At 71.6% G+C, this 25,930-nt stretch carries 24 protein-coding genes; 3 read left to right on the top strand and 21 right to left on the bottom strand.

The genetic code is table 11. The annotated features are described in order from the left end of the window. Positions 1 to 13 precede the first annotated feature (13 nt). The 12 genes from gatB to MTF69_RS20375 all read right to left on the bottom strand — a co-directional run bounded on the left by gatB (position 14) and on the right by MTF69_RS20375 (position 13,508). Positions 14 to 1,522, bottom strand: coding sequence for an Asp-tRNA(Asn)/Glu-tRNA(Gln) amidotransferase subunit GatB (gene gatB / locus MTF69_RS20430; RefSeq protein ID WP_308401431.1), 1,509 nt, complete (start codon positions 1,520 to 1,522; stop codon positions 14 to 16). Positions 1,523 to 1,537: 15 nt separating this feature from the next. Beyond that, on the bottom strand, positions 1,538 to 1,789 hold the full coding sequence (locus MTF69_RS20425; protein ID WP_243336352.1) for a hypothetical protein: 252 nt from the start codon (positions 1,787 to 1,789) through the stop codon (positions 1,538 to 1,540). After that, the gene (gene gatA / locus MTF69_RS20420) at positions 1,786 to 3,297 is read right to left on the bottom strand and encodes an Asp-tRNA(Asn)/Glu-tRNA(Gln) amidotransferase subunit GatA (protein ID WP_243336351.1); all 1,512 of its coding nucleotides are present in this window, start codon (positions 3,295 to 3,297) and stop codon (positions 1,786 to 1,788) included. The genes MTF69_RS20425 and gatA overlap by 4 nt, the downstream gene beginning before the upstream one ends. A 5-nt stretch (positions 3,298 to 3,302) precedes the next feature. Then, positions 3,303 to 3,599: an Asp-tRNA(Asn)/Glu-tRNA(Gln) amidotransferase subunit GatC gene (gene gatC / locus MTF69_RS20415; protein ID WP_007266718.1), complete on the bottom strand. Its 297-nt coding sequence runs from the start codon at positions 3,597 to 3,599 to the stop codon at positions 3,303 to 3,305. A 420-nt stretch (positions 3,600 to 4,019) separates the two neighbouring features. Then, on the bottom strand, positions 4,020 to 4,490 hold the full coding sequence (locus MTF69_RS20410; RefSeq protein WP_243336350.1) for a nucleoside 2-deoxyribosyltransferase domain-containing protein: 471 nt from the start codon (positions 4,488 to 4,490) through the stop codon (positions 4,020 to 4,022). Beyond that, positions 4,487 to 6,631: a putative bifunctional diguanylate cyclase/phosphodiesterase gene (locus tag MTF69_RS20405; protein WP_374323440.1), complete on the bottom strand. Its 2,145-nt coding sequence runs from the start codon at positions 6,629 to 6,631 to the stop codon at positions 4,487 to 4,489. The genes MTF69_RS20410 and MTF69_RS20405 overlap by 4 nt, the downstream gene beginning before the upstream one ends. A 445-nt stretch (positions 6,632 to 7,076) precedes the next feature. Then, the gene (gene ligA / locus MTF69_RS20400) at positions 7,077 to 9,287 is read right to left on the bottom strand and encodes an NAD-dependent DNA ligase LigA (protein ID WP_243336348.1); all 2,211 of its coding nucleotides are present in this window, start codon (positions 9,285 to 9,287) and stop codon (positions 7,077 to 7,079) included. Between the two features lie 31 nt (positions 9,288 to 9,318). Beyond that, positions 9,319 to 10,314, bottom strand: a complete 996-nt coding sequence (locus MTF69_RS20395) for a methionine synthase (protein WP_243336347.1) — start codon at positions 10,312 to 10,314, stop codon at positions 9,319 to 9,321. Beyond that, positions 10,311 to 11,000 carry an SDR family oxidoreductase gene (locus MTF69_RS20390; protein ID WP_243336346.1) on the bottom strand — a complete coding sequence of 230 codons (690 nt, stop codon included), beginning with the start codon at positions 10,998 to 11,000 and terminating at the stop codon, positions 10,311 to 10,313. Before MTF69_RS20390 ends, MTF69_RS20395 begins: the two co-directional genes overlap by 4 nt. A 172-nt stretch (positions 11,001 to 11,172) precedes the next feature. Next, positions 11,173 to 11,517 carry a DUF1330 domain-containing protein gene (locus MTF69_RS20385; protein ID WP_243336345.1) on the bottom strand — a complete coding sequence of 115 codons (345 nt, stop codon included), beginning with the start codon at positions 11,515 to 11,517 and terminating at the stop codon, positions 11,173 to 11,175. Positions 11,518 to 11,658: 141 nt separating this feature from the next. Continuing rightward, positions 11,659 to 12,198, bottom strand: a complete 540-nt coding sequence (locus MTF69_RS20380; protein WP_243336344.1) for a hypothetical protein — start codon at positions 12,196 to 12,198, stop codon at positions 11,659 to 11,661. Positions 12,199 to 12,527: 329 nt separating this feature from the next. Beyond that, positions 12,528 to 13,508, bottom strand: a complete 981-nt coding sequence (locus MTF69_RS20375) for a GlxA family transcriptional regulator (protein WP_243336343.1) — start codon at positions 13,506 to 13,508, stop codon at positions 12,528 to 12,530. A gap of 103 nt (positions 13,509 to 13,611) precedes the next feature. On the opposite strand from MTF69_RS20375, the gene MTF69_RS20370 reads away from it, so the two are divergent. Next, a complete protein-coding gene (locus MTF69_RS20370) occupies positions 13,612 to 14,538 on the top strand; it encodes an NADP-dependent oxidoreductase (RefSeq protein WP_243336342.1) in 927 nt (308 codons plus the stop codon). 17 nt (positions 14,539 to 14,555) lie between these two features. Here MTF69_RS20370 and mnmA read toward each other — a convergent pair whose 3' ends face one another. Then, positions 14,556 to 15,695 (bottom strand): tRNA 2-thiouridine(34) synthase MnmA, encoded by a 1,140-nt coding sequence (gene mnmA / locus MTF69_RS20365; protein WP_243336341.1) that lies wholly within the window; start codon positions 15,693 to 15,695, stop codon positions 14,556 to 14,558. 70 nt (positions 15,696 to 15,765) lie between these two features. On the opposite strand from mnmA, the gene MTF69_RS20360 reads away from it, so the two are divergent. After that, the gene (locus MTF69_RS20360) at positions 15,766 to 16,437 is read left to right on the top strand and encodes an N-acetylmuramoyl-L-alanine amidase (RefSeq protein ID WP_243336340.1); all 672 of its coding nucleotides are present in this window, start codon (positions 15,766 to 15,768) and stop codon (positions 16,435 to 16,437) included. Positions 16,438 to 16,674: 237 nt separating this feature from the next. On the opposite strand, the gene MTF69_RS20355 is transcribed toward MTF69_RS20360, so the two are convergent. Both MTF69_RS20355 and MTF69_RS20350 read right to left on the bottom strand, forming a co-directional pair. Next, positions 16,675 to 17,052 carry a transposase family protein gene (locus MTF69_RS20355; protein ID WP_243336339.1) on the bottom strand — a complete coding sequence of 126 codons (378 nt, stop codon included), beginning with the start codon at positions 17,050 to 17,052 and terminating at the stop codon, positions 16,675 to 16,677. A gap of 189 nt (positions 17,053 to 17,241) precedes the next feature. Further along, the gene (locus MTF69_RS20350) at positions 17,242 to 17,436 is read right to left on the bottom strand and encodes an AlpA family transcriptional regulator (protein WP_243336338.1); all 195 of its coding nucleotides are present in this window, start codon (positions 17,434 to 17,436) and stop codon (positions 17,242 to 17,244) included. Between the two features lie 158 nt (positions 17,437 to 17,594). Here MTF69_RS20350 and MTF69_RS20345 point away from each other — a divergent pair, with 158 nt between their 5' ends. Then, entirely contained in the window at positions 17,595 to 19,529 is a 1,935-nt protein-coding gene (locus tag MTF69_RS20345; protein WP_243336337.1) for a transposase, read from the top strand. 15 nt (positions 19,530 to 19,544) lie between these two features. On the opposite strand, the gene MTF69_RS20340 is transcribed toward MTF69_RS20345, so the two are convergent. The 6 genes from MTF69_RS20340 to MTF69_RS20315 form a co-directional block, all read right to left on the bottom strand. After that, positions 19,545 to 20,708 carry a cysteine desulfurase family protein gene (locus MTF69_RS20340; protein WP_243336336.1) on the bottom strand — a complete coding sequence of 388 codons (1,164 nt, stop codon included), beginning with the start codon at positions 20,706 to 20,708 and terminating at the stop codon, positions 19,545 to 19,547. Between the two features lie 95 nt (positions 20,709 to 20,803). Further along, positions 20,804 to 21,673, bottom strand: a complete 870-nt coding sequence (locus MTF69_RS20335; protein ID WP_243336335.1) for a thioesterase family protein — start codon at positions 21,671 to 21,673, stop codon at positions 20,804 to 20,806. A gap of 87 nt (positions 21,674 to 21,760) precedes the next feature. Next, complete coding sequence (locus MTF69_RS20330; RefSeq protein ID WP_279346021.1) at positions 21,761 to 22,369, bottom strand: trimeric intracellular cation channel family protein; 609 nt, start codon at positions 22,367 to 22,369, stop codon at positions 21,761 to 21,763. Positions 22,370 to 22,670: 301 nt separating this feature from the next. After that, the gene (locus tag MTF69_RS20325) at positions 22,671 to 23,774 is read right to left on the bottom strand and encodes an ABC transporter ATP-binding protein (protein WP_374323422.1); all 1,104 of its coding nucleotides are present in this window, start codon (positions 23,772 to 23,774) and stop codon (positions 22,671 to 22,673) included. Continuing rightward, complete coding sequence (locus MTF69_RS20320) at positions 23,771 to 24,847, bottom strand: ABC transporter ATP-binding protein (RefSeq protein ID WP_243336381.1); 1,077 nt, start codon at positions 24,845 to 24,847, stop codon at positions 23,771 to 23,773. The genes MTF69_RS20325 and MTF69_RS20320 overlap by 4 nt, the downstream gene beginning before the upstream one ends. A gap of 53 nt (positions 24,848 to 24,900) precedes the next feature. Beyond that, the gene (locus MTF69_RS20315; RefSeq protein ID WP_243336333.1) at positions 24,901 to 25,902 is read right to left on the bottom strand and encodes an ABC transporter permease; all 1,002 of its coding nucleotides are present in this window, start codon (positions 25,900 to 25,902) and stop codon (positions 24,901 to 24,903) included. Positions 25,903 to 25,930 lie beyond the last annotated feature (28 nt).

Below are 25,930 nucleotides of genomic sequence, written 5' to 3'. Positions count from 1 at the left end.
ACTACTCCGTCGACTACTCCGAGACGCCCAGGCGCTCCAGGATGAGCTCCTTGACGCGCGCCGCGTCGGCCTGGCCGCGGGTGGTCTTCATGACCGCTCCGACCAGTGCGCCGACGGCGGCGATCTTGCCACCGCGGATCTTGTCGGCGATGCCCGCGTTGCCCACGATGGCCTCGTCGACGGCCGCGCCGAGCGCGCCCTCGTCCGAGACGACCTTCAGGCCGCGCTTCTCGACGACCTCGTCCGGGGTGCCCTCGCCGGCGAGCACGCCTTCGAGGACCTGGCGGGCCAGCTTGTCGTTGAGCTCACCGGCCGCCACCAGGGCCGCGACGCGCGCGACCTGGACGGGGGTGATGGGCAGCTCGTCGACGACGACGCCCTGCTCGTTCGCGTTGCGCGCCAGCTCGCCCATCCACCACTTGCGGGCGGCCGTGGAGTCGGCGCCGGCCTCGATGGTGGCGACGATGGAGTCCACCGCGCCCGCGTTGAGGATCGACTGCATGTCGTGCTCGGTGACGCCCCACTCCTCCAGGAGGCGGTTGCGGCGCACGCGCGGCATCTCCGGCAGGCCGGAGCGCAGCTCCTCGACCCAGGTGCGGGCCGGGGCGATCGGGACCAGGTCGGGCTCCGGGAAGTACCGGTAGTCCTCGGCGTTGTCCTTGATGCGGCCGGCCGTGGTGGAGCCGTCCTCCTCGTGGAAGTGCCGGGTCTCCTGCACGATCGAGCCGCCGGAGGAGAGCACCGCCGCGTGGCGCTGGATCTCGAAGCGGGCGGCGCGCTCGACGGAGCGCAGCGAGTTGACGTTCTTCGTCTCGCTGCGGGTGCCGAACTCGGACTCGGGGGTCGGGCGCAGCGACAGGTTGACGTCGCAGCGCATCTGGCCCTTGTCCATGCGGGCCTCGGAGACGCCGAGCGCCTTGATGACCTCGCGCAGCTCGGCGACGTACGCCTTGGCAACCTCGGGGGCGCGCTCGCCGGCGCCCTCGATCGGCTTGGTGACGATCTCGATGAGGGGGATGCCGGCGCGGTTGTAGTCCAGCAGCGAGTGGGACGCGCCGTGGATGCGGCCGGTGGCGCCGCCGACGTGCAGCGACTTGCCGGTGTCCTCCTCCATGTGGGCGCGCTCGATCTCCACGCGGAAGATCTCGCCGTCCTCCAGCTGGACGTCGAGGAAGCCGTTGAAGGCGATCGGCTCGTCGTACTGGGAGGTCTGGAAGTTCTTCGGCATGTCCGGGTAGAAGTAGTTCTTCCGGGCGAAGCGGCACCACTCGGCGATCTCGCAGTTCAGCGCGAGACCGATCTTGATGGCGGACTCGATGCCGATCTCGTTGACGACCGGCAGCGCGCCGGGCATGCCGAGACAGACCGGGCAGGTCTGCGAGTTGGGCTCGGCGCCCAGCTCGGTCGAGCAGCCGCAGAACATCTTGGTCTTCGTGCCGAGCTCGACATGGACCTCGAGGCCCATGACGGGGTCGTACGACGCGAGGGCGTCCTCGTACGACAGCAGTTCAATGGCAGTCACAGTGGAAATTCCCTCTCAGCCCAGCAGGACGTCGTCGTCGCCGAGACGCTTCAGCTCGCGGTACAGGATCGCGAGGCCGGTGACGATGGCGGCGGCGGACACGACGGCGTCGATCAGCTTCAGCGTGTCGTGCTCGGTGCGGGCCTTCTTGGCCTGCTTGACCACGCTGAAGGCACCGAATGCGGTGGTGCCGATCGACAGGTACGTACCGGACTTGGACTTCTTGAAGCCCTTGGCCTTGGACAGCGCACTCGTACTCGAACTCACAGCGACGGAGCCTCCTCAAGCAGCGGGTGACCCCAGCGCTCGACGAAGGCGGCCTCGACTGCGGCACCCACCTTGTACAGGCGGTCGTCCTTCATCGCCGGGGCGATGATCTGGAGCCCGACCGGGAGACCGTCCTCCGGGGCCAGGCCGCAGGGCAGCGACATGGCGGAGTTGCCGGCCAGGTTGGTCGGGATGGTGCACAGGTCCGCGAGGTACATCGCCAGCGGGTCGTCGGTGCGCTCACCGATCGCGAAGGCGGTGGTGGGCGTGGTCGGGGAGACGATCACGTCGACCTGCTCGAAGGCCTTCTCGAAGTCCCGCGTGATGAGCGTGCGGACCTTCTGGGCGGAGCCGTAGTACGCGTCGTAGTAGCCCGAGCTGAGCGCGTACGTACCGAGGATGATGCGGCGCTTGACCTCGTCGCCGAACCCGGCTTCGCGGGTCAGGGCGGTGACGTCCTCGGCGGACTTGGTGCCGTCGTCGCCGACGCGCAGGCCGTAGCGCATGGCGTCGAAGCGGGCCAGGTTCGAGGAGCACTCGGACGGCGCGATGAGGTAGTACGCGGCCATCGCGAGGTCGAAGGACGGGCAGTCCAGCTCCACGATCTCGGCGCCGAGCTCCTTGAGGAGGGCGACGGACTCGTTGAACCGCTGGACGACGCCGGCCTGGTAACCCTCACCGGCGAACTGCTTGACGACACCGACGCGCATGCCGGCGACGGAGCCGCTGCGGGCCGCCTCGACGACCGGCGGGACCGGGGCGTCGATGGAGGTCGAGTCCATCGGGTCGTGACCGGCGATGACCTCGTGGAGCAGGGCCGCGTCCAGGACCGTACGGGCGCAGGGGCCGCCCTGGTCGAGGGAGGAGGAGAAGGCCACCATGCCGTAGCGGGAGACGCCGCCGTACGTGGGCTTCACGCCGACGGTGCCGGTGAGGGCGGCAGGCTGGCGGATGGAACCGCCGGTGTCCGTGCCGATGGCCAGCGGCGCCTGGAAGGCGGCCAGCGCGGCCGCGGAGCCGCCGCCGGAGCCGCCGGGGACCCGGGTGAGGTCCCAGGGGTTGCCGGTGGGACCGTAGGCGCTGTTCTCGGTGGAGGACCCCATGGCGAACTCGTCCATGTTGGTCTTGCCGAGGATGACGACGTCGGCTTCCTTCAGCTTGCGCGTCAGGGTGGCGTCGTACGGCGGGATCCAGCCTTCGAGGATCTTCGAACCGACGGTGGTGGGGATCCCGACGGTGGTGAAGATGTCCTTGAGGGCGAGCGGTACGCCGGCCAGCGGGCCGAGCTTCTCGCCGCGCTCGCGCTTGGCGTCGACGGCCGCGGCCTGGGCGAGGGCGCCTTCGCGGTCGACGTGCAGGAAGGCGTTGACCTTCTCGTCGGTCGCCCCGATGCGGGCCAGGTGGGCCTCGGTGACCTCGACGGCCGTGAGCTCGCCGGAAGCGATCTTCTCGGCGGTCTGGGCGGCCGTGAGCCTGATGATGTCGATGGTGCTGTTGATGTCAGCCATGGTGATTAGTCCTCCCCCAGGATCTGCGGCACCTTGAAACGCTGCTGCTCCTGGGCGGGAGCGCCGGAAAGCGCCTGCTCGGGGGTGAGCGACGGACGGACCTCGTCCGCGCGCATGACGTTCGTCAGCGGCAGCGGGTGGGAGGTCGGCGGGACGTCTTGGTCGGCGACCTCGGAAACGCGGGCGACCGCGCCGATGATGTCGTCGAGCTGTCCAGCGAAGTGGTCGAGCTCTTCGCTCTTCAGCTCCAGACGTGCCAGCCGAGCGAGGTGGGCGACCTCCTCGCGCGTGATGCCAGGCATGCAGCGATCCTCTGGGGGTTCGAGTGTGTAGGTTTCGGCCCCAATCCTATGGGGCCCCGCCCCCGCCCGGCGCCCCGGTTTCCCCCGGGGGCGGTACGAAGCCCCCGCGCGGGCCGATTCCACCGTGCGGCGGGGCCGTCCGCGGCGGCTTGCGCGGAGCCCGCGCCCAGCTGCGACCCTTGCCGCTGCGCGGGGCGAAGTCCCCGCAGCACCCTTTGCCGCTGCGCGGGGCGAAGTCCCCTACCCACCCTTCGCCCGTTCCCCGGGCTCCGCCCGGACCCGGTCCTCAAACGCCGGACGGGCTGGATTTGCCGCTGCGCGGCAAAAACCAGCCTCGCCGGCGTTTGAGGCGCGGGGTCTGGGGCGGAGCCCCAGGGAACGGTGGAAGGGTGGGTAGGGGACAGCCCCGCAGGGCAGTCGTCAGGCCGGAACGGTCAGCTCGGCGCGGGCTGCAGCCACCGCTTCGGGGAGAGTCGAGTGGACCGTGAGGTCCGGGCGGGACAGCCCCAGCTGCGTCACGACGTCCGCACGGCGCGGATAGCCGGGGTCGGCGCCGACGACCAGGCGCCGGCCCGGGGTGGCCACGGCCGCGCCGAGTTCGTACAGGGTGATCGGCTGGACCGTGAGGGCCGCATCGCATGCCGGGAACCAGAACAGAGTGAGCTCCGCCCGCAGCAGGTGCGCGTACTCCCACGCGATCTGGACGTCCGTCTGCGACGGGTCGGACACGTCGAAGTCCGCCCGCCGCGGGTTGAGCACGACGAAGTCGGCCAGCTCCCGCGCAGCCTGCGGCTGCCAGGGCGGGCAGTGCGTGATGCCGCCCGCGAGGAAGACGGACGGCGGGTCCCCCGGCGCGGGGCGGTACCGCGCCGGTGCCTCGACGTACCTCACGGCGTCTGGGACGCCGCCGCCGCGGCGGTCTCCGCCGCCAGCTCCGCCGTGATGTCCGCGGGCCGCCGCCAGCCGCGCTCGCCGCGGGCCAGCAGCCAGGCCGTCGCCTCCTGCGGAGGCATCGCGGCGGCGACCAGCCAGCCCTGGACGGCGTCGCAGCCCAGGTCGCGCAGCCGCTCCCACGTTTCGTCGTCCTCGACGCCCTCCGCGACGACCAGCAGGCCCAGCGAGTGGGCGAGGTCGACCGTGCAGCGGACGATCTCCGCGTCCTGGGCGTCCACCGCGAGCCGCGCCACGAACGAGCGGTCGATCTTCAGTTCGCTGACCGGCAGCCGCCGCAGGTGGACGAGGGAGGAGTAGCCCGTACCGAAGTCGTCCAGGGACATCTTCACGCCGTGGCCGGTCAGCCCGGCCATGGTGTCGGCGGCCCGCTGCGGGTCCTCCAGCAGGACGTGTTCGGTTATCTCCAGCTGGAGCCCGCTTGCCGGGACCCCGTGCCGGGCGAGGCGCGCGGCCACGGCGCCGGCGAAGCCGGGGGTGTGGACGTCGCGCGGCGACACGTTGACGGCGACCGGGACCTTGAGGCCCTGGGCCCGCCACCGGGCGACCTGCGCGAGCGCGGTCTCCAGTACGTACTCGGTCAGGTGGGGCATCAGCCCGGAGGTCTCCGCGATCGCGATGAACTCGTCCGGCGGGACCCGCCCGCGCTCCGGGTGCACCCAGCGCACCAGCGCCTCCAGCCCGGCGACCTTGCCGTCGAACCGGACCTTCGGCTGGTAGTGCAGTTCCACCTCGCCCGCGTCCAGCGCCCGGCGCAGGTCGCCCAGCAGGCCGAGCCGGTCGGGGGTGTTGCTGTCGCGCTTGGACTCGTAGACCTCGACTCCGGTCCGGTCCCGCTTCGCCTGGTACATGGCGACGTCGGCGCGGCGCAGGAGTCCCTCCGCGTCCAGCGCGTGGTCGGGGAAGACGGCGAGGCCGGCGCTGGCTTCCAGCACCAGGGTCAGGCCGTCCAGGTCGAGGGGGGAGCTGAGTTCGGCGACGAGGTTGCGGGCGATCCGCTGGGCGCTGGTGGTGGAGTCGGCGACGGGCAGCAGGACGGCGAACTCGTCGCCGCCCAGGCGGGCCGCCTCGGCGTCCGGGGGCAGGGCCTGGCGCAGCCGGTCCGCTATCTGCAGGAGCAGCCGGTCGCCCGCGAGGTGGCCGAGGGTGTCGTTGACCGCGCGGAAGCGGTCCAGGTCGATCAGCACCAGCGCCGCGCGGGTGCCGGAACGTTCGGCCTGGTCGAGCGCGCTCCAGGCCCGCTCCAGCAGCCACTGCCGGTTGGGCAGTCCGGTGAGCGGGTCCCGCAGCTGCTCCTCGGCGCGGGCGCGGGCGATCCACAGCGTGGAGTCCAGGGCGATCAGCGGTACGGCGAACAGCGGCAGCAGCACCGGCTGCGATTCGGCGACCACGCAGATCAGCGGGGCGATGCCGAGGAGGGCGACGGCGACCAGGGCCTGGCGCAGCAGTGCGGTACGGGCGACCGTGGGCAGTCCCCCGCCGCTCGGGGCGAGGGCGAGCCACAGCAGGACGCGGGTGACGAGCAGGTAGGCGAGGGCGACCAGGATGACCTCGGGGACCGCGTCGAGCTCCCAGCCGGTGGGCTGCCACGGGTGCTCGACGGAGGGCGACTCGCCGAACGCGGCGAGGACGAGGGCGCCCGCGCCGATGCCGAGGATGTCGGTGGCTCCGTGCAGCAGGCCCTGGCGCCAGCGGTGCCGGCGGGCGGCGCCGACGAGGGAGACCACGGCGAGGGAGACCAGGCCGGCGGGGACCCATCCGTAGAGGATGAGGACGCCGAGGGTGAGGGCCGCGCCCGATCCGGTGCCGCCCCACCACCGGTCGCGGCCGAGGGCGACGAGGTGGCCGACGATGATGCCGGTGAGCAGGGCGAGCGCCCAGCCGACCGGGCCGCCGGGGAACAGGGCGTGACGGCTGGTCAGCGCGGTGATGACGCCGACGCCGAGCACGACGGCGGCGAGCCCCACGATGAGAGAGGGCAGCACGGCGCTGCGGCCCGCCCGGCCCGTGCCCGCTCCGGTGTCGAGCGGTCGCGATTGCGGTGTCCTGGACCCCAGGACACCGAGCCGGCCCGTCCGCATGGACGGGAACTCCCCGCCGAAGTCTGGTGACGGGTCGGCGCTTTCGGTGGGTTTCATGCCCGTCCCTCTCACAGCCGGCGATGCCGATGCCACGCGATGGCCCCGATGTCATGCCATCACGGCTGGAAGCGCGTCAAGCAGCCGTGCACGACAGGCGCACCCCTCAACAGTAGGACGCGGGAGGCACCCAGGGGCAGCGGTCGGCGGCGGTTGCCCGAATACGACCCAGCCATCCTCATCAGTACGGTATCCGCCGAACGGGTGAGTTTGGACCAGGCCCCCCCGGCCGCCCGTCCGATGATCCGACAGGTCATGGGCCCGCCACCAGCCTTGTACCGGCCTCGCGGGGGCCCGGTACCAGCCGTGCCCCCGCGGGTGCCACCGCCGTCCGCGCCCGGCGCGCGCCCGCTCGTACGGCCGCCCGCCACGCATCCGTTCGCCTTCGCTACTCCGCTGCGGCGTCGCCGTCCACCGGGAGCGCGGCCGCGCGCGCCGCGTCCGGGCCCTCCTCCAGCAGGACGGCGAATCCGGCGTCGTCGAGGATCGAGAGCTTCAACTGCACGGCCTTGTCGTACTTCGAGCCGGGGTTGTCGCCGACCACGACGAAGGAGGTCTTCTTCGAGACGGACCCGGTCACCTTGGCTCCGCGGCTCTGCAGGGCCTCCTTCGCGCCGTCCCGCGTGTGGCTCTGCAAAGTTCCGGTGACGACGACGGTCAGCCCCTCCAGCGGGCGCGGCCCCTCGTCCTCGCCGGAACCTTCCTCCTCCATCCGGACACCGGCCGCCCGCCACTTGCGCAGGATCTCCTGGTGCCAGTCGACGGCGAACCATTCCTTGAGGGAGGCGGCGATGATCGCGCCGACCCCGTCGGTGGCGGCCAGCTCCTCCTCCGTCGCCTGCTCGATCCGCTCGATGGAGCGGAACTCCCGGGCCAGTGCCTCCGCCGCGACCGGCCCGACGTGCCGGATCGACAGGCCGTTGATGATGCGGGCCAGGGGGCGGTCCTTGGCGGCCGCGATGTTCTCCAGCATCGACAGGGCGTTCTTCTTCGGCTCGCCCTTCTGGTTCGCGAAGACCGTGACGATCTTCTCCTCGCCCGTCTTCGGGTCCCGCTTGGGCAGCCCGCTGTCCGGGTCGAGCACGTACGCCTTGATGGGCAGGAGCTGCTCGATGGTGAGGTCGAAGAGGTCGCCCTCGTCCCGCAGCGGCGGCTCGGCCGGCTCCAGCGGGTGGGTCAGCGCGGCCGCGGCCACCGCACCGAAGTTCTCGATGTCCAGGCACTGGCGGCCGCCGAGGTAGAAGAGCCGCTCGCGCAACTGCGCGGGACACGTCTGCCCGTTGGGGCAGCGCAGGTCGATGTCGCCCTCCTTCATCGGCCGCAGCGGCGTCCCGCACTCCGGGCACTCGGCGGGCATGACGAACTCCCGCTCGCTGCCGTCCCGCAGGTCGACCACCGGCCCGAGGATCTCGGGGATGACATCGCCGGCCTTGCGCAGGACGACGGTGTCCCCGATGAGCACGCCCTTGGCCTTGACGACCTCCTGGTTGTGCAGGGTCGCGAACTCGACCTCCGAGCCCGCCACCGTCACCGGCTCCACCTGGGCGTACGGGGTCACGCGCCCGGTGCGGCCCACGCCGACCTTGATGTCGATCAGCTTGGAGTTGACCTCTTCGGGGGCGTACTTCCAGGCGATGGCCCAGCGCGGGGCGCGCGCGGTGGAGCCGAGCCGGCCCTGAAGGGCGATCTCGTCGAGCTTGACGACGACGCCGTCGATCTCGTGCTCCACCGAGTGGCGGTTCTCTCCGAAGTACGCGATGAACTCCCGGACCTCGGCGAGCGTGGAGACCACCTTGTTGTGCTGGGCGGTGGGCAGGCCCCACTCGTTCAGCAGCCCGTACGCCTGCGACTGGTTCTCGATCTCGAAGCCCTCGCGGGCGCCGATGCCGTGGACGACCATGTGCAGCGGGCGGCTCGCGGTGACCTTGGGGTCCTTCTGGCGCAGCGAACCGGCCGCCGCGTTGCGCGGGTTGGCGAAGGGCTTGCCCTCGGCCTCGACGAGCCGGGCGTTGAGCTCCTCGAACTTCTCCATCGGGAAGTAGACCTCGCCGCGGATCTCGACAAGGGCCGGGATCCGGTCGCCCTTCAGCCGGTCGGGGATGTCGGCGATGGTGCGGACGTTGGGCGTGATGTCCTCGCCCGTGCGGCCGTCGCCGCGGGTGGCGGCGCGGGTCAGGCGACCGTTCTCGTAGGTGAGGTTGACGGCGAGGCCGTCCACCTTCAGCTCGCACAGGTAGTGGTAGTCGGAAGTGTTGGCGTCCCGGGCCACGCGCTCGGCCCAGGCCGCCAGTTCCTCGTCGTCGAAGGCGTTGTCGAGGGAGAGCATCCGCTCGCGGTGCTCCACGGAGGCGAAGTCCGTCTCGTACGCCCCGGCCACCTTCTGGGTGGGCGAATCGGGCGTGCGCAGCTCCGGGTACTGCTCCTCCAGCGCCTCCAGCGAGCGCAGCAGCTTGTCGAACTCGGCGTCGCTGACGACCGGCTGGTCGTTCACGTAGTACCGGAAGCGGTGCTCCTCGACCTGCTCGGCGATCAGCGCGTGCTGCTCGCGCAGTTCCGCCGGTACGGCCGTATCGCTGCCCTGCTTCTGTTCGGCTGCCATGCCGTGTCCTCCCGTGACCCGTCTCGATCCATCACTCAGGGTTGTCGGCGAGCGACCTCGCCGCCCTGACGCAGTGCGCCTGAACCGCCCGTGCGTAGGCGGGCGAAGCGCCCGCCAGACCGCACGCCGGGGTGACCACGACGGACTCCGCCAGAGTCCCCGGGGTCAGCCCCAGCCTGCGCCAAAGCTTCCTGACACCCATGACGCTACCGCCCGGGTCTGACAACGGGCCGTCGGTCCCGGGCACCACTCCGGCGAAGAGTTTCGTACCGGCTTCGACCGCTTCCCCGATGGCGTCATCCTCGCGCTCGGTGAGCAAGGAGAAATCGAACGACACGCCCGAGACCCCGGCGCGTCGCAGCAGCCCGAAGGGCACCTCGGGGGCGCAGGAGTGGACGATCACCTCACCGTCGTGGACGGCGAACAGCTCGCGCAGCGTCCCCTCGACGACCTGCCGGTCGACGGCGCGGTAGGTGCGGTAGCCGCTGGCGGAGCGCACCCGGCCGAGCAGGACCGCGGTGAGCGAGGGCTCGTCGTACTGGAGGACGATCTCGGCGCCGGGGATCCGCTTGCGTACGTCGGCCAGGTGCTCGCGGACGCCCTCCGCGAGCGACCCGGCCAGGTCCCGGCAGGCGCCCGGGTCCTGGAGGACGGCTTCGCCGCCGTGCAGTTCCAGGGCGGAGGCCAGCGTCCACGGCCCGACGGCCTGGACCTTCAGCCGGCCCTGGTATCCCTGGGTGAACTCCTCCAGGGCGTCCAGGTCTTCGCCGAGCCAGGAGCGGGCCCGCTTGCTGTCGCGGCCGGGGCGGTCGCTGATCCGCCAGCCGCTGGGCTCGACGTGCGCGTACATGTCCACGAGCAGCCCGAGGGAACGGCCGATCATGTCCGAGCCGGGGCCGCGGGCGGGCAGCTCGGCGAGGTACGGGAACTCCTCGAAGGAGCCGGTAACGGTCTTGGCGGCCTCGCGGGCGTCGCCGCCGGGGAGCGAGCCGACTCCGGTGGCTCCGCCGGTGCGGCTCGCGCTCATCGGCCGGGCCTGACGGTGAGGTCTGTGACCACGGCGTCGCGGGGCAGGTCGACGGCCATCACGATGGTGGTCGCGACGGACTCGGCGTCGATCCAGTCGGCGGCGTCGTAGGACTCGCCCTCCTGCGAGCGGACCTTGGCCTGCATGGGGGTGGCGGTGCGGCCGGGGTAGACGGAGGTGACGCGGATGCCGTTCTCCTTCTCCTCCGCCCGGAGCGAGTCGGCGAGGGCCTTCAGCCCGTGCTTGGAGGCGGCGTACGCGCTCCAGTCGGCGTGGGCGGCGAGGCCGGCGCCGGAGTTCACGAAGACGATGGTGGCGTGGGAGGCGCGCAGGGTGGGCAGCAGGAGCCGGGTGACCTCGGCGGGGGCGATGAGGTTGACGTTGAGCTGCTGGTGCCAGGTCTTGGGGCGCAGCTCCCCCACCGGGCCGAGGTCCACGATGCCGGCGATGTGCAGGAGCGAGTCGATCCGCTCCGGGATGGCCTGCTTGGAGAAGGCCCACGACAGCCGGTCGGGGTCGGCGAGGTCCCCGACGAGCGCGCCGGATCCGGGGAACCGGTCGGTGAGCTGCCGGGCGCGGGCGGCGTCGCGGGCGAGCAGGACGAGGTCGTCGCCGCGGGCGTGGAGCCGCGCCGCGACGGCGGCACCGATGCCGGAGCCGGCGCCGGTGATGAGGTGAGTGGCCATGCCTCCCATGCTCGCAGGTACCCCACCCCGCCCACGCCGCGCCCGCATCCGGCTCCGGCGACGCGGCCGCGAACTCAGCCCCGCCGGGTCAGGGCGGAGCCCTGGGAACCGTGGAAGGGCGGGTAGGGGACCCGCCCCGCAGGGCAATCACCGTCCCCGCCCGGGGGCCGCGTCAGAGGCCGGCGGCCTCGCGGAGGGTTGCCGCCGTCTTCGAGGCGTCGTAGCCCTCGGGGACGCCGTCGACCAGGATGATGTCTCCCGCGATGTGATCCGCGCGGAGCGGGATCAGCGTCTGGTAGGCCTCCGACGCGTACCATCCCCGCGCGCGCTCGAGGTCAGGGAAGCCGATCATCACGATCGTACCGGGCCAGCTGCCCTCCACGACCTCGACCTCCTTGCCGTGGACGAGGAAGCGGCCCTCGAAGGGGTCCATGGTGGACGGGATCTCCTCGATGTAGCGGAGGATGTCCTCGTTCATGGTCTCGGGGCGTATGTGGGCGATGGCGTAGGCGGTCATCTCGGGCCTCTTCTTCCCTGCGGGATCGGCTTGTTGCTCCGATCCTGCCCGCCGGTGGCCCCGGAGGCGATTACCTCCCGGGTCATCGGCGGGCGGCGGGCGGGCGGCGGGCAGGCGGCGGGTCGGGCGGCGGGTCGGGCGTCAGCCCGCGAGGTAGGCGCGCAGGACGGTCACCTCCGACTTGTTGCCCGACCGGTCCGTGACGGTGCCGCGCAGGGAGACCGTGCCGCCCTTCGCGGGGGTACGGACCTCGACCCTGCCGTGGCGGACGTGGAGCGGGCGCCAGGTGCGGCCCTCGTCGTAGGAGACCTGGACCCGCAGGGTGGCCGGGGCGGTGGCCGCCGGGCCCTGGACGGTTACCGGGAAGTTCGCCGTGCGGCCCGCGGGCAGGGTGCCGTCCAGGGCCGGGCGGGCGTCGAAGCGGACCACCGAGACGGGGAGCGGGGTCGGTCCGGCCGTCTCCTTGGAGCGGAACCACCAGGTGGCCGTGGTCTCGGAGGAGGTGGCGGAGAGCTCCGGGCTCAGCCGGGTGGTCGTGGTGAGCTCGTAGGAGGCTTCGCCCGGCGGGACCGGGAAGGGGGCGCTCGACTCCAGCGGGGCGTCACTGCGGCCCGCTGCGACGCCGTCGCGGCGTTGGGCGTCGTACGGCACGACGCTGGTGCGGCCGTTCTCGGTGCGCACCGAGAACGGTATGTGCGCGCGGCCCTCGCCGCGTTCGAGGGAGACGGGCCTGCCGTCAGCGGCGAGGACGACGCGGTCGCCGGTGACGAGGGTGATCCGGGTGGTCGGGGCGGGCCGGGCGGCCGATCTCGCGCCGGCCGGGGGTGTCCGACGAGCCGGTCCCGGGCGGCGCTGCGGCGGCCGGGGTGGTCAGCCCCGCCGCGAGCGCGAGGGCGGCGGCCGCCGCGACCGAGGCCGCCGCCCCCGCCCTGCTGTGATGGTTGCGCACGTGGTTCCCCCTGAGAAGAAGAGTGCAGGGCCACGCAGTATGCCGATGTCCTGACGGGGCATCAATGATGCGCAGGGAAAGAGGAGTTGGGCTGGAAGGTGCGCCGGTAGGCAATCGGGGAGATACCGAGTGCGGAACGCATGTGCTGGCGCAGCGAGTTCGCGGAGCCGAAGCCGGAGCGGTGGGCGACCAGGTCGACGGGGAGGTCGCTGGACTCAAGCAACTGGCGGGCGACTTCGAGGCGTTGACCGGTGAGCCACTGGACCGGGGTCATGCCGACCTCATCACGGAAGCGGCGGGTGAAGGTGCGCAGGCTCATCCGGGCGTGGGCGGCCAGCTCGGCCAGGGCGATCGGCTCGGCGAGGCGTTCCAGGGCCCAGGCCCGGGTGGCGGTGGTGGTGGCGACGGTGGGTTCGGGGACGGGCCGGTCGATGTACTGGGCCTGACCGCCGTCCCGCCACGGCGGTACGACGCACAGCCGCGCGGCACGGTTGGCGACGGCCGTGCCGTGGTCCTGGCGGATCATGTAGAGGCAGAGGTCCACGCCGGCGGCGACCCCGGCGGAGGTCAGGATGTCCCCGTCGTCGACGAAGAGCACGTCCTCGTCGAGCTTGACGCGCGGGAAGGCCCGCTGGAAGGCCGGCGCCTTGATCCAGTGCGTGGTCGCGGGCCGGCCGTCGAGCAGGCCGGCGGCGGCGAGCACGTAGGTGCCGGTGCAGATCGACACCAGCCGGGTGCCGGGACGGATCGCGGCGAGGGCGTCGGCGAGCGGCCGGGGCAGGGGTACGCCCTGCTCCAGCGCCATCATGACGTTGGCCGGCGGGATGATCACCGTATCGGCGGCCGCGAGGGCCTCGGGCCCCGCCGAGACCCCGACCGTGAAGCCCGCGTCGCTGGTCACGGGCTGCCCGTCGACGGTGCAGACGGTCACCTCGTAGAGCGGCTTCCAGGAGTCGTCCACGGCGTTGCCGAACACCCGGGACGGCATCCCGAGCTCGAACGGAGGGACGCCTTCGAGGGCGAGTACGGCGATCCGGTGCATGGCCAGATCCTGTCACATGGTGGCCGTACGGCCAATACCGCGGCCTCGCTCCGGAGCCGAAGCTGGTCCAGCAGCAACACCGGACACACCTGAGGAGAAACACATGCGCGCCATCGTCGTCAGCCAGTGGGGCGGGCCCGAGGTACTGACCGAGACCGAGCTGGACCGGCCGGAGCCGGGCATGGGCGAGATCCTGGTACGGGTCCACGCGGCCGGGGTGAACCCCGTCGACTGGAAGACCCGGGCCTCAGGCGCCCTCATCCCTTGGGGGCCGGTCCCGGCCGTCGGCTGGGACGTGTCCGGCACGGTCGAGGCCGTCGGACCCGGCGTGACGGTGTTCCAGCCGGGCGACGAGGTCTTCGGCCTGCCGCGGTTCCCGGTCCAGGCGGGCGGCTACGCCGAGTACGTGACGGCCACGGCCCGGCACTTCGCCCGCAAGCCGGAGACGCTCGACCACGTCCAGGCGGCGGCCCTGCCGCTGGCCGCGCTCACCGCGTGGCAGGCGCTGACCGACACCGCCGGCGTGCGGCCGGGCCAGCGGGTGCTCGTACACGCGGCGGCCGGGGGCGTCGGACACTTCGCCGTCCAGATCGCCAAGGCGCTCGGGGCGTACGTGATCGGCACGGCCAGCGCCGCCAAGCACGAGGTGCTCCGCTCGCTCGGGGCGGACGAGCTGATCGACTACCGGACCACCGCGTTCGAGGACGCGGTGTCCGAAGTCGACGTGGTGATCGACGCCATCGGCGGCGACTACGGGACGCGCTCGCTGAAGGTGCTGCGCCCCGGCGGTCACCTGATCACCCTGAACGGCCCCGACGAGGTCCCGGCCGCCGGCACGGAGGGCTTCCGCACCGGCTGGACCCTCGTCGAGCCGGACCACGCGGGCCTGAAGGCGATCGCCGCCCTGGTCGCAGAGGGCAAGCTCCGCCCGCTGATCGACACGGTCCTGCCCCTGGCGGAGGCCGCGAAGGCCCACGAGATCGGCGAGCGGGGCCGCACCACCGGCAAGATCGTCCTGACGGTGGTCTGACCGGGAAGGCGGCCCGGCTAGGCGGAGGCGGCCGCCGTCGCCCGGGTCGTCGCGGAGATCGTGGCGGAGCCGACCACGCGGGTGCCGTCGTAGAGGACGATCGCCTGGCCGGGGGCCACACCGCGGACGGGCTCGGTGAAGCGGACGCGCAGTTCGCCGTCCACCAGCTCGGCGAAGACCTCCGTCTCGCCGCCGTGGGCGCGCAGCTGCGCGGTGTACGTACCCGGGGCGGCGGCGGTGGATCCGCACCAGCGGGGGCGGATCGCGGTGAGGCCGGTGACGTCGAGGGCCTCGACGGGGCCGACGGTGACGGTGTTGTTCACCGGGGAGATGTCGAGGACGTAGCGCGGCTTGCCGTCGGGGGCCGGGTGGCCGATCCGCAGGCCCTTGCGCTGGCCGATGGTGAACCCGAAGGCGCCCTCGTGGGTGCCGACCTTCTCGCCGGTGGCCTCGTCGACGATGTCGCCCTCGGCCTTGCCGAGGCGGTTCGCCAGGAAGCCCTGGGTGTCGCCGTCGGCGATGAAGCAGATGTCGTGACTGTCGGGCTTCTTCGCGACGGCCAGGCCCCGCTCCTCGGCCTCGGCGCGGATCTCTTCCTTGGTGGTGAGGGTGTCGCCGAGCGGGAAGAGGGCGTGGGCGAGCTGCTTCTCGTCGAGCACGCCGAGGACGTAGGACTGGTCCTTGGCCATGTCGGAGGCACGGTGCAGCTCGCGCGTGCCGTCCTCGTTCAGGACGACGGTGGCGTAGTGGCCGGTGCAGACGGCGTCGAAGCCGAGGGCGAGGGCCTTGTCGAGCAGCGCGGCGAACTTGATCTTCTCGTTGCAGCGCAGGCAGGGGTTCGGGGTGCGCCCGGCCTCGTACTCGGCGATGAAGTCCTCGACGACGTCCTCGCGGAAGCGCTCGGCGAGGTCCCAGACGTAGAACGGGATGCCGATGACGTCGGCGGCGCGGCGGGCGTCGCGGGAGTCCTCGATCGTGCAGCAGCCGCGGGCTCCGGTCCGGAAGGACTGCGGGTTCGCGGAGAGGGCGAGGTGGACGCCGGTCACGTCGTGCCCGGCTTCGACGGCGCGGGCCGCGGCGACGGCGGAGTCCACACCGCCGGACATGGCGGCCAGGACGCGGAGGGGGCGGGGGACGCTCGGCAGGTTCTCAGTCATAGCACCGTCCAGGGTACGGGGGAACCGCGCGGGGTCACAGCGCGTTCTCGGTGGCAGGGGGTGGATCACCTTGGGAAGCAAGGGCGACAGGGGCGGTAGTACGGGGAGCAAACGGCCCGGGCGGACCCGCCGGGCGGTCCTTTTCGGCGGGCTGGGGATCTTCGGGGTGGCGGCGGTCGCCGGGCGCGAGGAGCTCGGGCGGGCCTGGTGGCTGGTACCCGGGGTGAACAAGCCGCGGCAGGAGGGTGCGCTGGACCACTCGGGGGCGAGGTGGACGTCCGCCTCGCCGGCGAACTGGCGGATGGCGGACCGGCCCGCCGACTACCGGGTGGACCGGATCGTGGTCCATGTCACCCAGGGCGGCTTCAAGTCCTCGGTGGACGCCTTCAAGAATCCGTTCCACCGGGCGTCGGCGCACTACATAGTCGGCCAGGACGGCCACATCGAGCAGATGGTGCGCGAGCTCGACGTCGCCTTCCACGCGGGCAACCGCTCCATGAACGAGCGCAGCGTCGGTATCGAGCACGTCGGGTTCGTGCACCGGCCGCAGGATTTCACGGACGCGATGTACGAGGCTTCGGCGCGGCTCGCCGCCGGCATCTGCGCGAGGTACCGCATACCCGCCGACCGCAAACACATCGTGGGCCACTCCGAGGTGCCGGGCGCCGACCACACGGACCCGGGGCGCCACTGGGACTGGAACCGGTACATCCGCATGATCGGTGAAGCCCTGCCCTCGTGACGGGGCCCGTGTCTTAAGACTTGATCGGTAATTACGGGTTGTCGATCTTGAGGTTGTGGAGGTCGGCGACGGCACGGGTCGGGGCGTTGATCGCGGTGCCGCGTCGGCGGTGCTGGCGCGGGGCAAGGCGGGATGCCGTGTTCGGCTCGTGCCCGCCGCTTGGCGAACAGCTTGCTCTTGTTCCGGCTGGTGGTGATCTCGGGGGCGTTGCGGTATGCGCCGTCTCCCATGGTGAGGCTATGTCCGGCAACCTGCTGGGCCATGGTGGCACGGAAGACGACGATGTCGTTGCGGTTGCCGGGCCAGGCGGCCGACGGCGACGACGCGCCGGTCACGGACACGGAAGGCGATCTGGACGTTGACGCTGCGGCGGTAGTTCTTGGAGCAGGAGGTCATCGTCTGGTCTTCCACGGGGATGAGCGTTCCGTCCACCACCCACAGGTCCGACCGCCGCCCTTCGGGTGGTTCGAGGAGTCCGGCGATCAGCGGCGTGAGATGGTCTAGGACGCGGCGCACGGTGGCCACGCCGATATCGAAGAGGTCGGCGAGCTGACGGTGGGTGAGGTTGGTGCGCCACGCGATGGCCGCCAAGAGGACCCGGTTGTCCAGCAGCACCCATGGGAACCCTCGCCCTGATGCCGGCAGGAGCACGGCGACGTGGGCGACCAGGGCGAGGAACGCTTTGACGGGGAGCCGGTCTAACGCGGCAGGGACCAGGGGCGCAGGCCGATGATGTTGATCTTCGACGCGAACAGGCAGAACGACCCATTAGGTCAATTACTTCCCGTTCTGGAATAAGTCACTTTAATCCCCACGTTTCGGGTGGGCTTCCCGCCAGGCGTTCAGGCGGTCGATGGGCCACAGCGGAGTACGGCCGACGTAGACCGGGGCGGGGAAATCATCGCGGCTGCTGTTGAGGTTGTAGACGTGCTGGACCGTCACCCCGAGCTGTTCCGCTGCCTGCCGTGCGTCTGCATATCCAGGAATCATTGCTGCCATGCACTACATTCTACCTCGCTTGTCATAGCTCACATCATCCCCTAGCATTTCTTAGGTCAGCTAATTAGTGACGGGGGGTGATGGCAATGTGGGCTGCCCAGACGCGGAAGTTTCGGGGGAAGAGCAAGGCTCCGAAGTGGACCAAGCCCGATGACGGGATGGTGTCGGTGATGGTGCTGCCGCTGGCCGTCACCGACCCCGGCGACCTTGCCCGGCTGAACAAGCTGTACGGGGCGATGTGGACCATCAAGCGGGCGGTGCTGCGCGACGCCTGTAGCAAGGTCGACGCGTTGCGGGCTGCGAAGCATGAGCGTGACCGCGACGGCATGAAGGTCGTCCGGCAGCGCCTCGGCCTGTCCCGCGAAGCCCTGGAACGCTCCGCTTACCGCCATCTCGAAGACGCCGGGCACCTCAAGCACCACGCCTCCAAAGCCCTCGCGATGCACATGGCCGACGAGGTGTGGAACGGCGTCCAGCGGCACCTGTTCCCCGACGCCACAGGACAGCGGCACGGCCGCCCGAAGAGCGGCCGCTGGCACGACTTCACCCGTATCCCCGGCCGCGCCCGCTCCCACACCGCCGAGAAGAAGTGGGAGACCTTCCGGCTCGTCGGCACTCTCCACGGTCACGCCATGGTCTACACCGACGGCGGCCAGCACCCCCTTATGCAGCCCCGCCATATGCCCAAGCCCGCACTGCCGACCAGCAGTGTGCCCACCGGCAAGACCTCCCCATCCGGAAAGCCGCTGATGCGGAAGGCCACGTGGTGGGACCACACCGGCCCCCTCGCCGTCGTGTTCGCGGGCGGACCCGACTCCAGCGCAGGTGACCTGGTGCTGCCCGTACGGGTGCCGCAGCACCCCGGCCAGTACGCCCGCGCCGAGCATTTTCTCGCCAACCCGGGCCGCTGGCACAAGGTCGATCTCGTGCGCCGCCGCAAGGCGTCTGCGCCGGGTGGCTGGATGTATGAGGCGCACCTGATGATCCTCGGCCCTGGTTACGCCGCCCCCGCTGTCCGCCAGATGCGGGACCAGGCCGCCGCGCTGGACCGTATCGGCGGCGTGGACGGCAACGTCTCCAACCTGTCCGTCGTCTCCTTCCCAGCCAATCTCGTCCCCGCCGCGGGCGCCCCGGCCTCAACCGAGATCGTCCTGACCGACTCCGAGCGCGTCTTGCTGGAGAAGCATGCGAAGAAGATGCGGGGCCGGGCGCGGGCACTGGAACGATCCCGACGTGCCACGAACACCGCACAGTACGGGACGTCGAAGAAACAGACCCGACGTGCCGAACGCCGCGCCGCCAAGGGCCTGCCGGAGAAGACCGTCACGGTGCCCGGTGGTGCCCGCGTTGCCCGGTCTGACGGGGTGCCCAAGCAGGCATTCCGCCGGGACAAGTTGTCCACGGCCTACCGGCACACGCGTGCCCGCCAGGCCGAACACGCAGCCGGCGCGGGCGAACACCGCCGCCAGCGCGCCCGGAACCTGGCCCGGCAGATCATCGCCATCCACGGCCCCGTACTCGTGGTGGAAGACTGCGACATCCGGACCTGGTACCGGCTGTGGGGCAAGCGCCTCTCCCAGACCACACCTGGCCTGCTCATTGCCGCCCTCGACCGTGAATGCTCGGCTGCGGGCGGACGGCTGATCAGGGCCTCGACCTGGTCCACCGCCCTGTCGCAGCACTGCTTGTGCGGCGAGCGCGTCAACAAGACTCTCCGCGACCGGGAACACAAGTGCCTCGCCTGCGGCCTCGCAGGCAAGCGCGACCTTGTGTCCGCCGCGCTGGCCGCGTTCGTCCGCCTCACCGACGTGGACGACCCCAAGACCGCGTACCTGGACACCACCATGTCCCGGCACGCACAGATCACGTTTTCCGAAGGGCTACAAGAAGCCCTGCGTGAGTCAACCACACCGTGCCAGAACACCCCTCGGGGTGCTGGTCGCGTGGCAGTTCCGCCCCAGCGCGGAACCTCTGCTCACCGAACCGCCGGACGACGGCACCGAGCGACCCCGGATGAGACACGCCCCGTGCGTGACCACGCCGGAAAGCCCGATGACCGCCCCGGCTGCAATCCACAGCTCACCCTCTGGTGAATTGCGGATCAAGTCTTAGCTCAGGCCCGCCGTGCGGGCGCGGGCCACGGCCGGGCCGATGGCGGCGGCGACCGCGTCCACGTCGGCCTGCGTGGAGGTGTGGCCGAGGGAGAAGCGCAGGGTCCCCCGGGCCAGGCGCGGGTCGGTGCCGGTGGCCAGCAGCACGTGGCTGGGCTGCGCCACACCGGCCGTGCAGGCGGAGCCGGTGGAGCACTCGATGCCCTGGGCGTCGAGCAGGAGCAGCAGGGAGTCCCCCTCACAGCCGGGGAAGCTGAAGTGGGCGTTGGCGGGCAGCCGGCCGTCCGGGTCTCCGCCCAGGACCGCGTCGGGGACCTCGCGGAGCACCGCGGCGACGAGCCGGTCGCGCAGGGCGCCGATCTCGGTGGCGAACCGTTCGCGCCGCTCGGCGGCGAGGACGGCGGCCACCGCGAAGGCGGCGATGGCCGGGACGTCGAGGGTGCCGGAGCGGACGTGCCGTTCCTGGCCCCCGCCGTGCAGGACGGGTACGGGGCTCTGGTCGCGGCCGAGCAGCAGCGCGCCGATCCCGTACGGTCCGCCGACCTTGTGGCCGCTCACGGTCATGGCGGCGAGTCCGCTGTCGCCGAAGCGGACGTCGAGCTGGCCGAAGGCCTGGACGGCGTCGGAGTGCAGCGGGATGCCGGACTCGCGTGCGACGGCGGCCAGTTCGGCGATCGGCATGACCGTGCCGATCTCGTTGTTGGCCCACATGACGGTGGCGAGGGCGACGTCCGCGGGGTTGCGCTCGATCGCCTCGCGGAAGGCCTCGGGGTGCACGCGCCCGTGGCGGTCCACGGGCAGGTACTCGACCTGCGCGCCCTCGTGTTCGGCGAGCCAGTGCACGGCGTCGAGGACGGCGTGGTGCTCCACGGGGCTGGCCAGGACGCGGGTCCGGGCGGGATCGGCGTCGCGGCGGGCCCAGTAGAGCCCCTTGACGGCGAGGTTGTCGGCCTCCGTGCCGCCGGCGGTGAAGACCACCTCGCTCGGACGGGCCCCGAGCGCGTCGGCGAGGGCCTCGCGGGCCTCCTCGACGGTGCGGCGGGCGCGGCGGCCGGCGGCGTGCAGGGAGGATGCGTTGCCCGTCACGGCGAACTGCGCGGTCATCGCCGCAGCGGCCTCCGGCAGCATCGGGGTGGTGGCGGCGTGGTCGAGGTAGGCCATGATCCCCCGATTCTACGAGTCCCCCACACCCCCGGTCCCCCGCCGGGGCCCGGGAATCGCCCGCCGGGGCCGGCGGGCGCTCCGTCCCCGGTGCGTCAGGAGGGCTTGGCCGCCACGCGCGGAGCCCTCGCCAGTTGGCGGGACTGGGCCACCAGGCGGTCCGCCGAGTCCCAGACCTCCGCGTCCTCCTCCAGGAAGCCGCCCGCCAGGTTCCGCGTGGTGATCGACACCCGGAGCGGACCGGGCGCCGGGCGGTGGCGGATGTGGGTGGTGAGTTCCACCGTCGGGGTCCAGCCGAGCAGGCCGAGGTCGAAGGAGGTCGGCGGGAGCGCGTCGACCGCCAGGAGGAGGGAGAAGGGGTCCGCGTCGCGGCCGTCCGCGAGCTCGAACCAGGAGCGCATCTCCCCCTTGCCCGAGGGCTGCCCGACGGCCCAGCCGGCGGTCGCCGGGTCCAGGCGCAGCCGGAGCCGGTCCACGATCGCCGAGCTGCCGGGGATCGGGGCCGGGCCGGCCTCGGGGCCGAGGCAGTCCTCGTAGGCGGGGATGACGGGCGGGAGGGCCGTGGTGTGGACGGAGTCCGGGAGCGCCGCGAGGTCTCCGTAGGAGGCCAGGACGCGGATCCGCTCGATCTCGGCGCCGCTCTCGTCGAACTGGAACAGGGAGGCCTGCCCGGTGGAGAGCGTGCGGCCGACACGTACGACCTCGGTGCGGATCACGGCGGGGCCGGGGACCGACGCGGTCAGGTAGTGAGCGGAGACCGTGAGGGGGTCCGGGTGCGGCAAGGCCGACGACAGGGCGCGGCCGACGAGGGCCAGGAGGTAGCCGCCGTTGACGGCGGTGATGATCGTCCACCCGGCGGAGAGGTCCGCGTCGTACACCCCGGGCTCGCCCGCACGGGCGGTGACGGTGGTGTCGCGGTCGAACTCGCTGTCGCCGATGGAGGCCTTGGCAGCTGCGTGTGACATGGAACGACCGTACACCCACTACCTACTAAGCGGTAGCTTTGCTTTGGGCGAGGCGCGGCAAGGCGAGGCGCGGCGAGGCGACCCGGGCTACGGCTCCTCCGCCACCGACGAGCGGCGGTTCCACGCGAGGGGCGCCCGCCAGTGGTAGCGGATGGCCAGCAGCCGCAGCACGAAGGTGGTGACGATCGCCAGGCCCGTCGTGATGGCGTTCAGGTTGTCGAAGCTGATGAAGAGCGCCACCATCGAGGCGCCGATGACGGCCGGCACGGCGTACATCTCGCGGTCCCGCAGCAGCGAGGGCACCTCGTTGACGAGGACGTCGCGCAGCACGCCCCCGCCGACGGCGGTCGCCAGGCCGAGCGCGGCGGATGCGGTGAGGCCGAGGCCGTACTCGTACGCCTTGGTCGTGCCCGTCACGCAGAACAGCCCGAGGCCGGCCGCGTCGAAGACGTTGATGGCGCGGTTGATCCGCTGGACCTCGGGGTGCAGGAAGAAGACGAACGCGGCGGCGACCAGCGGCGTGACGAAGAACCCGAGATCGCTGAAGGCGGCGGCGGGGGTGGCGCCGATGACGATGTCGCGGAACAGGCCGCCGCCGAGGGCGGTGACGAGCGCGAGGACGACGATGCCGAAGACGTCGAAGTTCTTGCGTACGGCGAGCAGGGCGCCGGCCGTGGCGAAGACGAAGATGCCCATGAGGTCCAGGGTGTGCTGGACTCCGGGCGGGAAGAGATCGTGGATCACGGGAACATTCTGCCGGTCGCCTGCGGCGTGCCCGGACGGGTGCGGCGCGGCCCCGGCGCCGACGGGCGGCAGAGCCTGCCAGGTCGGGACTGCACCCCGTGGGGCTGCGGACCGTGGCCGGGTGCGGCGCCGCCGTCAGGGGCTCCGCCCCCGAACCCCCGCGCCTCGAACGCCGGCGGGGCTGATGTTGCCCGGCGGCGCCGCGAAGAGGCGACGGGTGCCGGCGGGGCCGATCCTGCCCCGCCGGCGTCCGTCAGTCCGTCGGCGTCGCCGTCGCCTCCGCCGCGCCCGGGAGGGCCGGGTCGCCCGGGGCCTGGTCGGGGGCGTTCTCCGGGTGGTGGCAGGCCACCTGGTGCCCGGTCTTCAGCGCGACCAGCGGGGGGTCCTGCGTGGTGCAGATCTGCGTCGCCTTCCAGCACCGCGTGTGGAACCGGCAGCCGCTCGGCGGTGAGATCGGCGACGGGACATCGCCCTTGAGCAGGATGCGACCGCTCTTCGCGCCGCGTCGCCGCGGGTCCGGGACCGGGACCGCCGACATCAGGGCCGTCGTGTACGGGTGCATCGGCGCCGTGTACAACGACTTGTTGTCGGCCAGCTCGACGATCTTGCCCAGGTACATCACCGCGATGCGGTCCGAGACGTGCCGGATGACCGACAGGTCGTGCGCGATGATCACGTAGGTGAGGCCGAGCTCCTCCTGGAGGTCGTCCAGCAGGTTGACCACCTGGGCCTGGATCGACACGTCCAGCGCGGACACCGGCTCGTCCGCGACGACCAGCTTCGGCTTGAGGGCGAGGGCCCGGGCGATGCCGATGCGCTGGCGCTGGCCGCCGGAGAACTCGTGCGGGTAGCGGTTGTAGTGCTCCGGGTTCAGGCCCACGAGGGAGAGGAGGCGCTGGACCTCCGCCTTGAGGCCGCCCTCGGGCTTGACGCCCTGGAGCTTGAACGGGGCGCCGACGATGGTGCCGACCGTGTGCCGCGGGTTCAGCGAGCCGTACGGGTCCTGGAAGATCATCTGCACGTCGCGGCGCAGCGGGCGCATGCCCGACACGCTCAGGTGCGTGATGTCCTTGCCCTCGAACTCGACCTTTCCGCCGGTCGGTTCGAGCAGCCGGGTGATCAGCCGGCCCATGGTCGACTTGCCGCAGCCGGACTCTCCCACGATGCCGAGGGTCTCACCGCGCCGGACGTCGAAGTCGATGCCGTCGACGGCCTTCACGGCCCCGGACTGGCGGCGCAGCAGCCCCTTGGTGATCGGGAAGTGCTTGACCAGTCCGGTCACCCTCAGCAGCGGCTCCGGGGAGTCCACGGCCTGGGCGGGGACCGCGACCGTGTCCGTCTTCTTCATATCGGTCACAGCTTCGGCGCAATCTCTTCGGTCCAGATCCGGTCCCGCTGCTCCGGGGACAGGTGACAGGCGGCCCAGTGCCGGCCGTCCCCCTCCGCGGACCCGTCGACCAGGGCCAGCTCGGGCCGCACGGTCCGGGTGACGTTGCCCTTGGGCAGGTCGGCGTACGGGCAGCGCGGGTGGAAGGCGCAGCCGCTCGGGATGTTGATGAGGCTGGGCGGCGAGCCCTTGACCGGGATGAGCCGGTCGGTCTGTTCGCGGTCGATGCGGGGCATCGAGCCGAGCAGACCCCAGGTGTAGGGGTGCCGGGGCTCGTAGAAGACCTTCTCGGCGCTGCCGCGCTCGACGCACCGGCCTCCGTACATCACGAGGATGTCGTCGGCCATTTCGGCGACCACGCCGAGGTCGTGCGTGATCATGATGACCGCGGAGCCGAACTCCTTCTGCAGGTCCCGGATGAGGTCCAGGATCTGCGCCTGGACGGTGACGTCCAGGGCGGTCGTCGGCTCGTCGGCGATGAGCAGTTCGGGGTTGTTGACCAGCGACATCGCGATCATCGCGCGCTGGCGCATACCGCCGGAGAACTCGTGCGGGTACGAGTCCACGCGCTGCTGCGGCTCCGGGATGCCCACGCGGTCGAGCATCTCGACCGCCCGCTTGCGCGCGGTCTTCTTGTCGACGTCGTGGTGGGTCCGGTAGGCCTCGACGATCTGCTTGCCCACCGAGTAGTACGGGTGCATCGCGGAGAGCGGGTCCTGGAAGACCATCGCCATCTTGCGCCCGCGCAAGGTGCGGACGTGGTCCGCGTCGGCCTGGACGAGGTCCTCGCCGTCGAGCACGACCTCGCCCGAGATCTGCGGGCGGTTGCGGGCCTGGCCGGTGCGGTGCAGGCCCATGATGGCGAGCGAGGTCACGGACTTGCCGGAGCCGGACTCGCCGACGATGCCGAGGGTCTTGCCGCGCTCCAGGTCGAAGGAGAGCCCGTCGACGGACTTGACCAGTCCGTCGTCGGTCGGGAAGTGCACCTTGAGGTCGCGCACCGAGAGGAAGGCCCGGTCCCGCACCCCGCCCTGCTCGGGCACGAAGAGCGGGGCCGAGGCGGATGCGGCGGCGGCGTCGGTGGTGTGGTTCTCGGTCACGTCAGCCTCACGCGCGGGTCGATGACGGCGTACAGCAGGTCCACGATCAGGTTGGCCAGCACCACGAAGAGCGCGGCCAGCAGGGTGACGCCCATGATCACCGGGAGGTCGCCCGCGCCGATCGCGGCGACGGCGGCCGTCCCCAGGCCCTGGAAGTTGAAGGTCGTCTCGGTGAGCACCGCGCCGCCGAGGAGTCCGCCGAGGTCGAGGCCGAACATCGTGACGACAGGGGTGAGGGTGGAGCGCAGGGCGTGCTTGCGGATGACCACGCCCTCCTTGAGCCCCTTGGCGCGGGCGGTGCGGATGTAGTCCTCGCCGAGCACCTCCAGCATCGTGGCGCGGGTGATGCGGGCGTAGGTGGCGGCGAAGAGGAAGGCCAGGGTCACCCAGGGCAGGATCAGGGCGTTGAGCCAGGCCAGCGGATCCTCGGTGAGCGGTTTGTAGTTGGAGACGTCCAGCCAGCCGAGGCTGTAGACGAAGACCGCGGGGGCCACCATGCCGGTGAAGAAGATCGGCAGCGAGACACCGGCGAGCGCGCCGATCATGACGGTGCGGTCGACGACGGTGCGGCGCTTGAGCGCCGAGATCACACCGGTCGCCACGCCCGCGATCAGCCAGATGACGGCCGCGCCGAGGGCGAGCGAGAGGGTGACCGGCATGCGGTCCACCATGGTGTCCCAGACGGGGACCTCGGTCTTGAACGAGTAGCCGAAGCACGGCGCCGCGCAGTGCGTGATCTCGGCGCCGCCGTCGTAGTCCCGCCCGGTGAAGATGCCCTTCATGAAGATCAGGTACTGCTCGGAGATGGGCTTGTCGAAGCCCATCTTCACCCGGATGCCCGCCAGGGCGGTCGCGTTGGTCTCGCGTCCGGCGTACATGAGCGCCGGGTCGCTGCCGGTCAGCTTCGGGACCGCGAAGAAGATGGCGAAGGTGACCGCGGAGACCACCAACAGTGTTGCGGCGACGTTGAAAAGTCGCCGTATGAGGTAGACGAGCACTGCAGTCGGCCGCTCGGGCCGGCGCCCA

Origin of the sequence: Streptomyces sp. AP-93, from assembly GCF_022808175.1 — a bacterium.
Taxonomy (GTDB): domain Bacteria; phylum Actinomycetota; class Actinomycetes; order Streptomycetales; family Streptomycetaceae; genus Streptomyces.
The sequence above is the reverse complement of the archived record's forward strand: the minus strand, read 5'-3'. Positions and strand labels throughout refer to the sequence as shown.

Bases quoted from the DNA above. Each gene is read 5' to 3' on its own strand.
- gatC (WP_007266718.1), bottom strand. From the start codon at position 3,599: ATGCCTGGCATCACGCGCGAGGAGGTCGCCCACCTCGCTCGGCTGGCA.
- mnmA (WP_243336341.1), bottom strand. From the start codon at position 15,695: ATGACTGAGAACCTGCCGAGCGTCCCCCGCCCCCTCCGCGTCCTGGCC.
- MTF69_RS20405 (WP_374323440.1), bottom strand. From the start codon at position 6,631: ATGCGGACGGGCCGGCTCGGTGTCCTGGGGTCCAGGACACCGCAATCG.
- MTF69_RS20335 (WP_243336335.1), bottom strand. From the start codon at position 21,673: ATGTCACACGCAGCTGCCAAGGCCTCCATCGGCGACAGCGAGTTCGAC.
- MTF69_RS20375 (WP_243336343.1), bottom strand. From the start codon at position 13,508: ATGCACCGGATCGCCGTACTCGCCCTCGAAGGCGTCCCTCCGTTCGAG.
- ligA (WP_243336348.1), bottom strand. From the start codon at position 9,287: ATGGCAGCCGAACAGAAGCAGGGCAGCGATACGGCCGTACCGGCGGAA.
- MTF69_RS20395 (WP_243336347.1), bottom strand. From the start codon at position 10,314: ATGAGCGCGAGCCGCACCGGCGGAGCCACCGGAGTCGGCTCGCTCCCC.
- MTF69_RS20345 (WP_243336337.1), top strand. From the start codon at position 17,595: ATGGTGTCGGTGATGGTGCTGCCGCTGGCCGTCACCGACCCCGGCGAC.
- gatA (WP_243336351.1), bottom strand. From the start codon at position 3,297: ATGGCTGACATCAACAGCACCATCGACATCATCAGGCTCACGGCCGCC.
- MTF69_RS20340 (WP_243336336.1), bottom strand. From the start codon at position 20,708: ATGGCCTACCTCGACCACGCCGCCACCACCCCGATGCTGCCGGAGGCC.
- MTF69_RS20390 (WP_243336346.1), bottom strand. From the start codon at position 11,000: ATGGCCACTCACCTCATCACCGGCGCCGGCTCCGGCATCGGTGCCGCC.
- MTF69_RS20350 (WP_243336338.1), bottom strand. From the start codon at position 17,436: ATGGCAGCAATGATTCCTGGATATGCAGACGCACGGCAGGCAGCGGAA.
- MTF69_RS20370 (WP_243336342.1), top strand. From the start codon at position 13,612: ATGCGCGCCATCGTCGTCAGCCAGTGGGGCGGGCCCGAGGTACTGACC.
- MTF69_RS20330 (WP_279346021.1), bottom strand. From the start codon at position 22,369: ATGGGCATCTTCGTCTTCGCCACGGCCGGCGCCCTGCTCGCCGTACGC.
- MTF69_RS20385 (WP_243336345.1), bottom strand. From the start codon at position 11,517: ATGACCGCCTACGCCATCGCCCACATACGCCCCGAGACCATGAACGAG.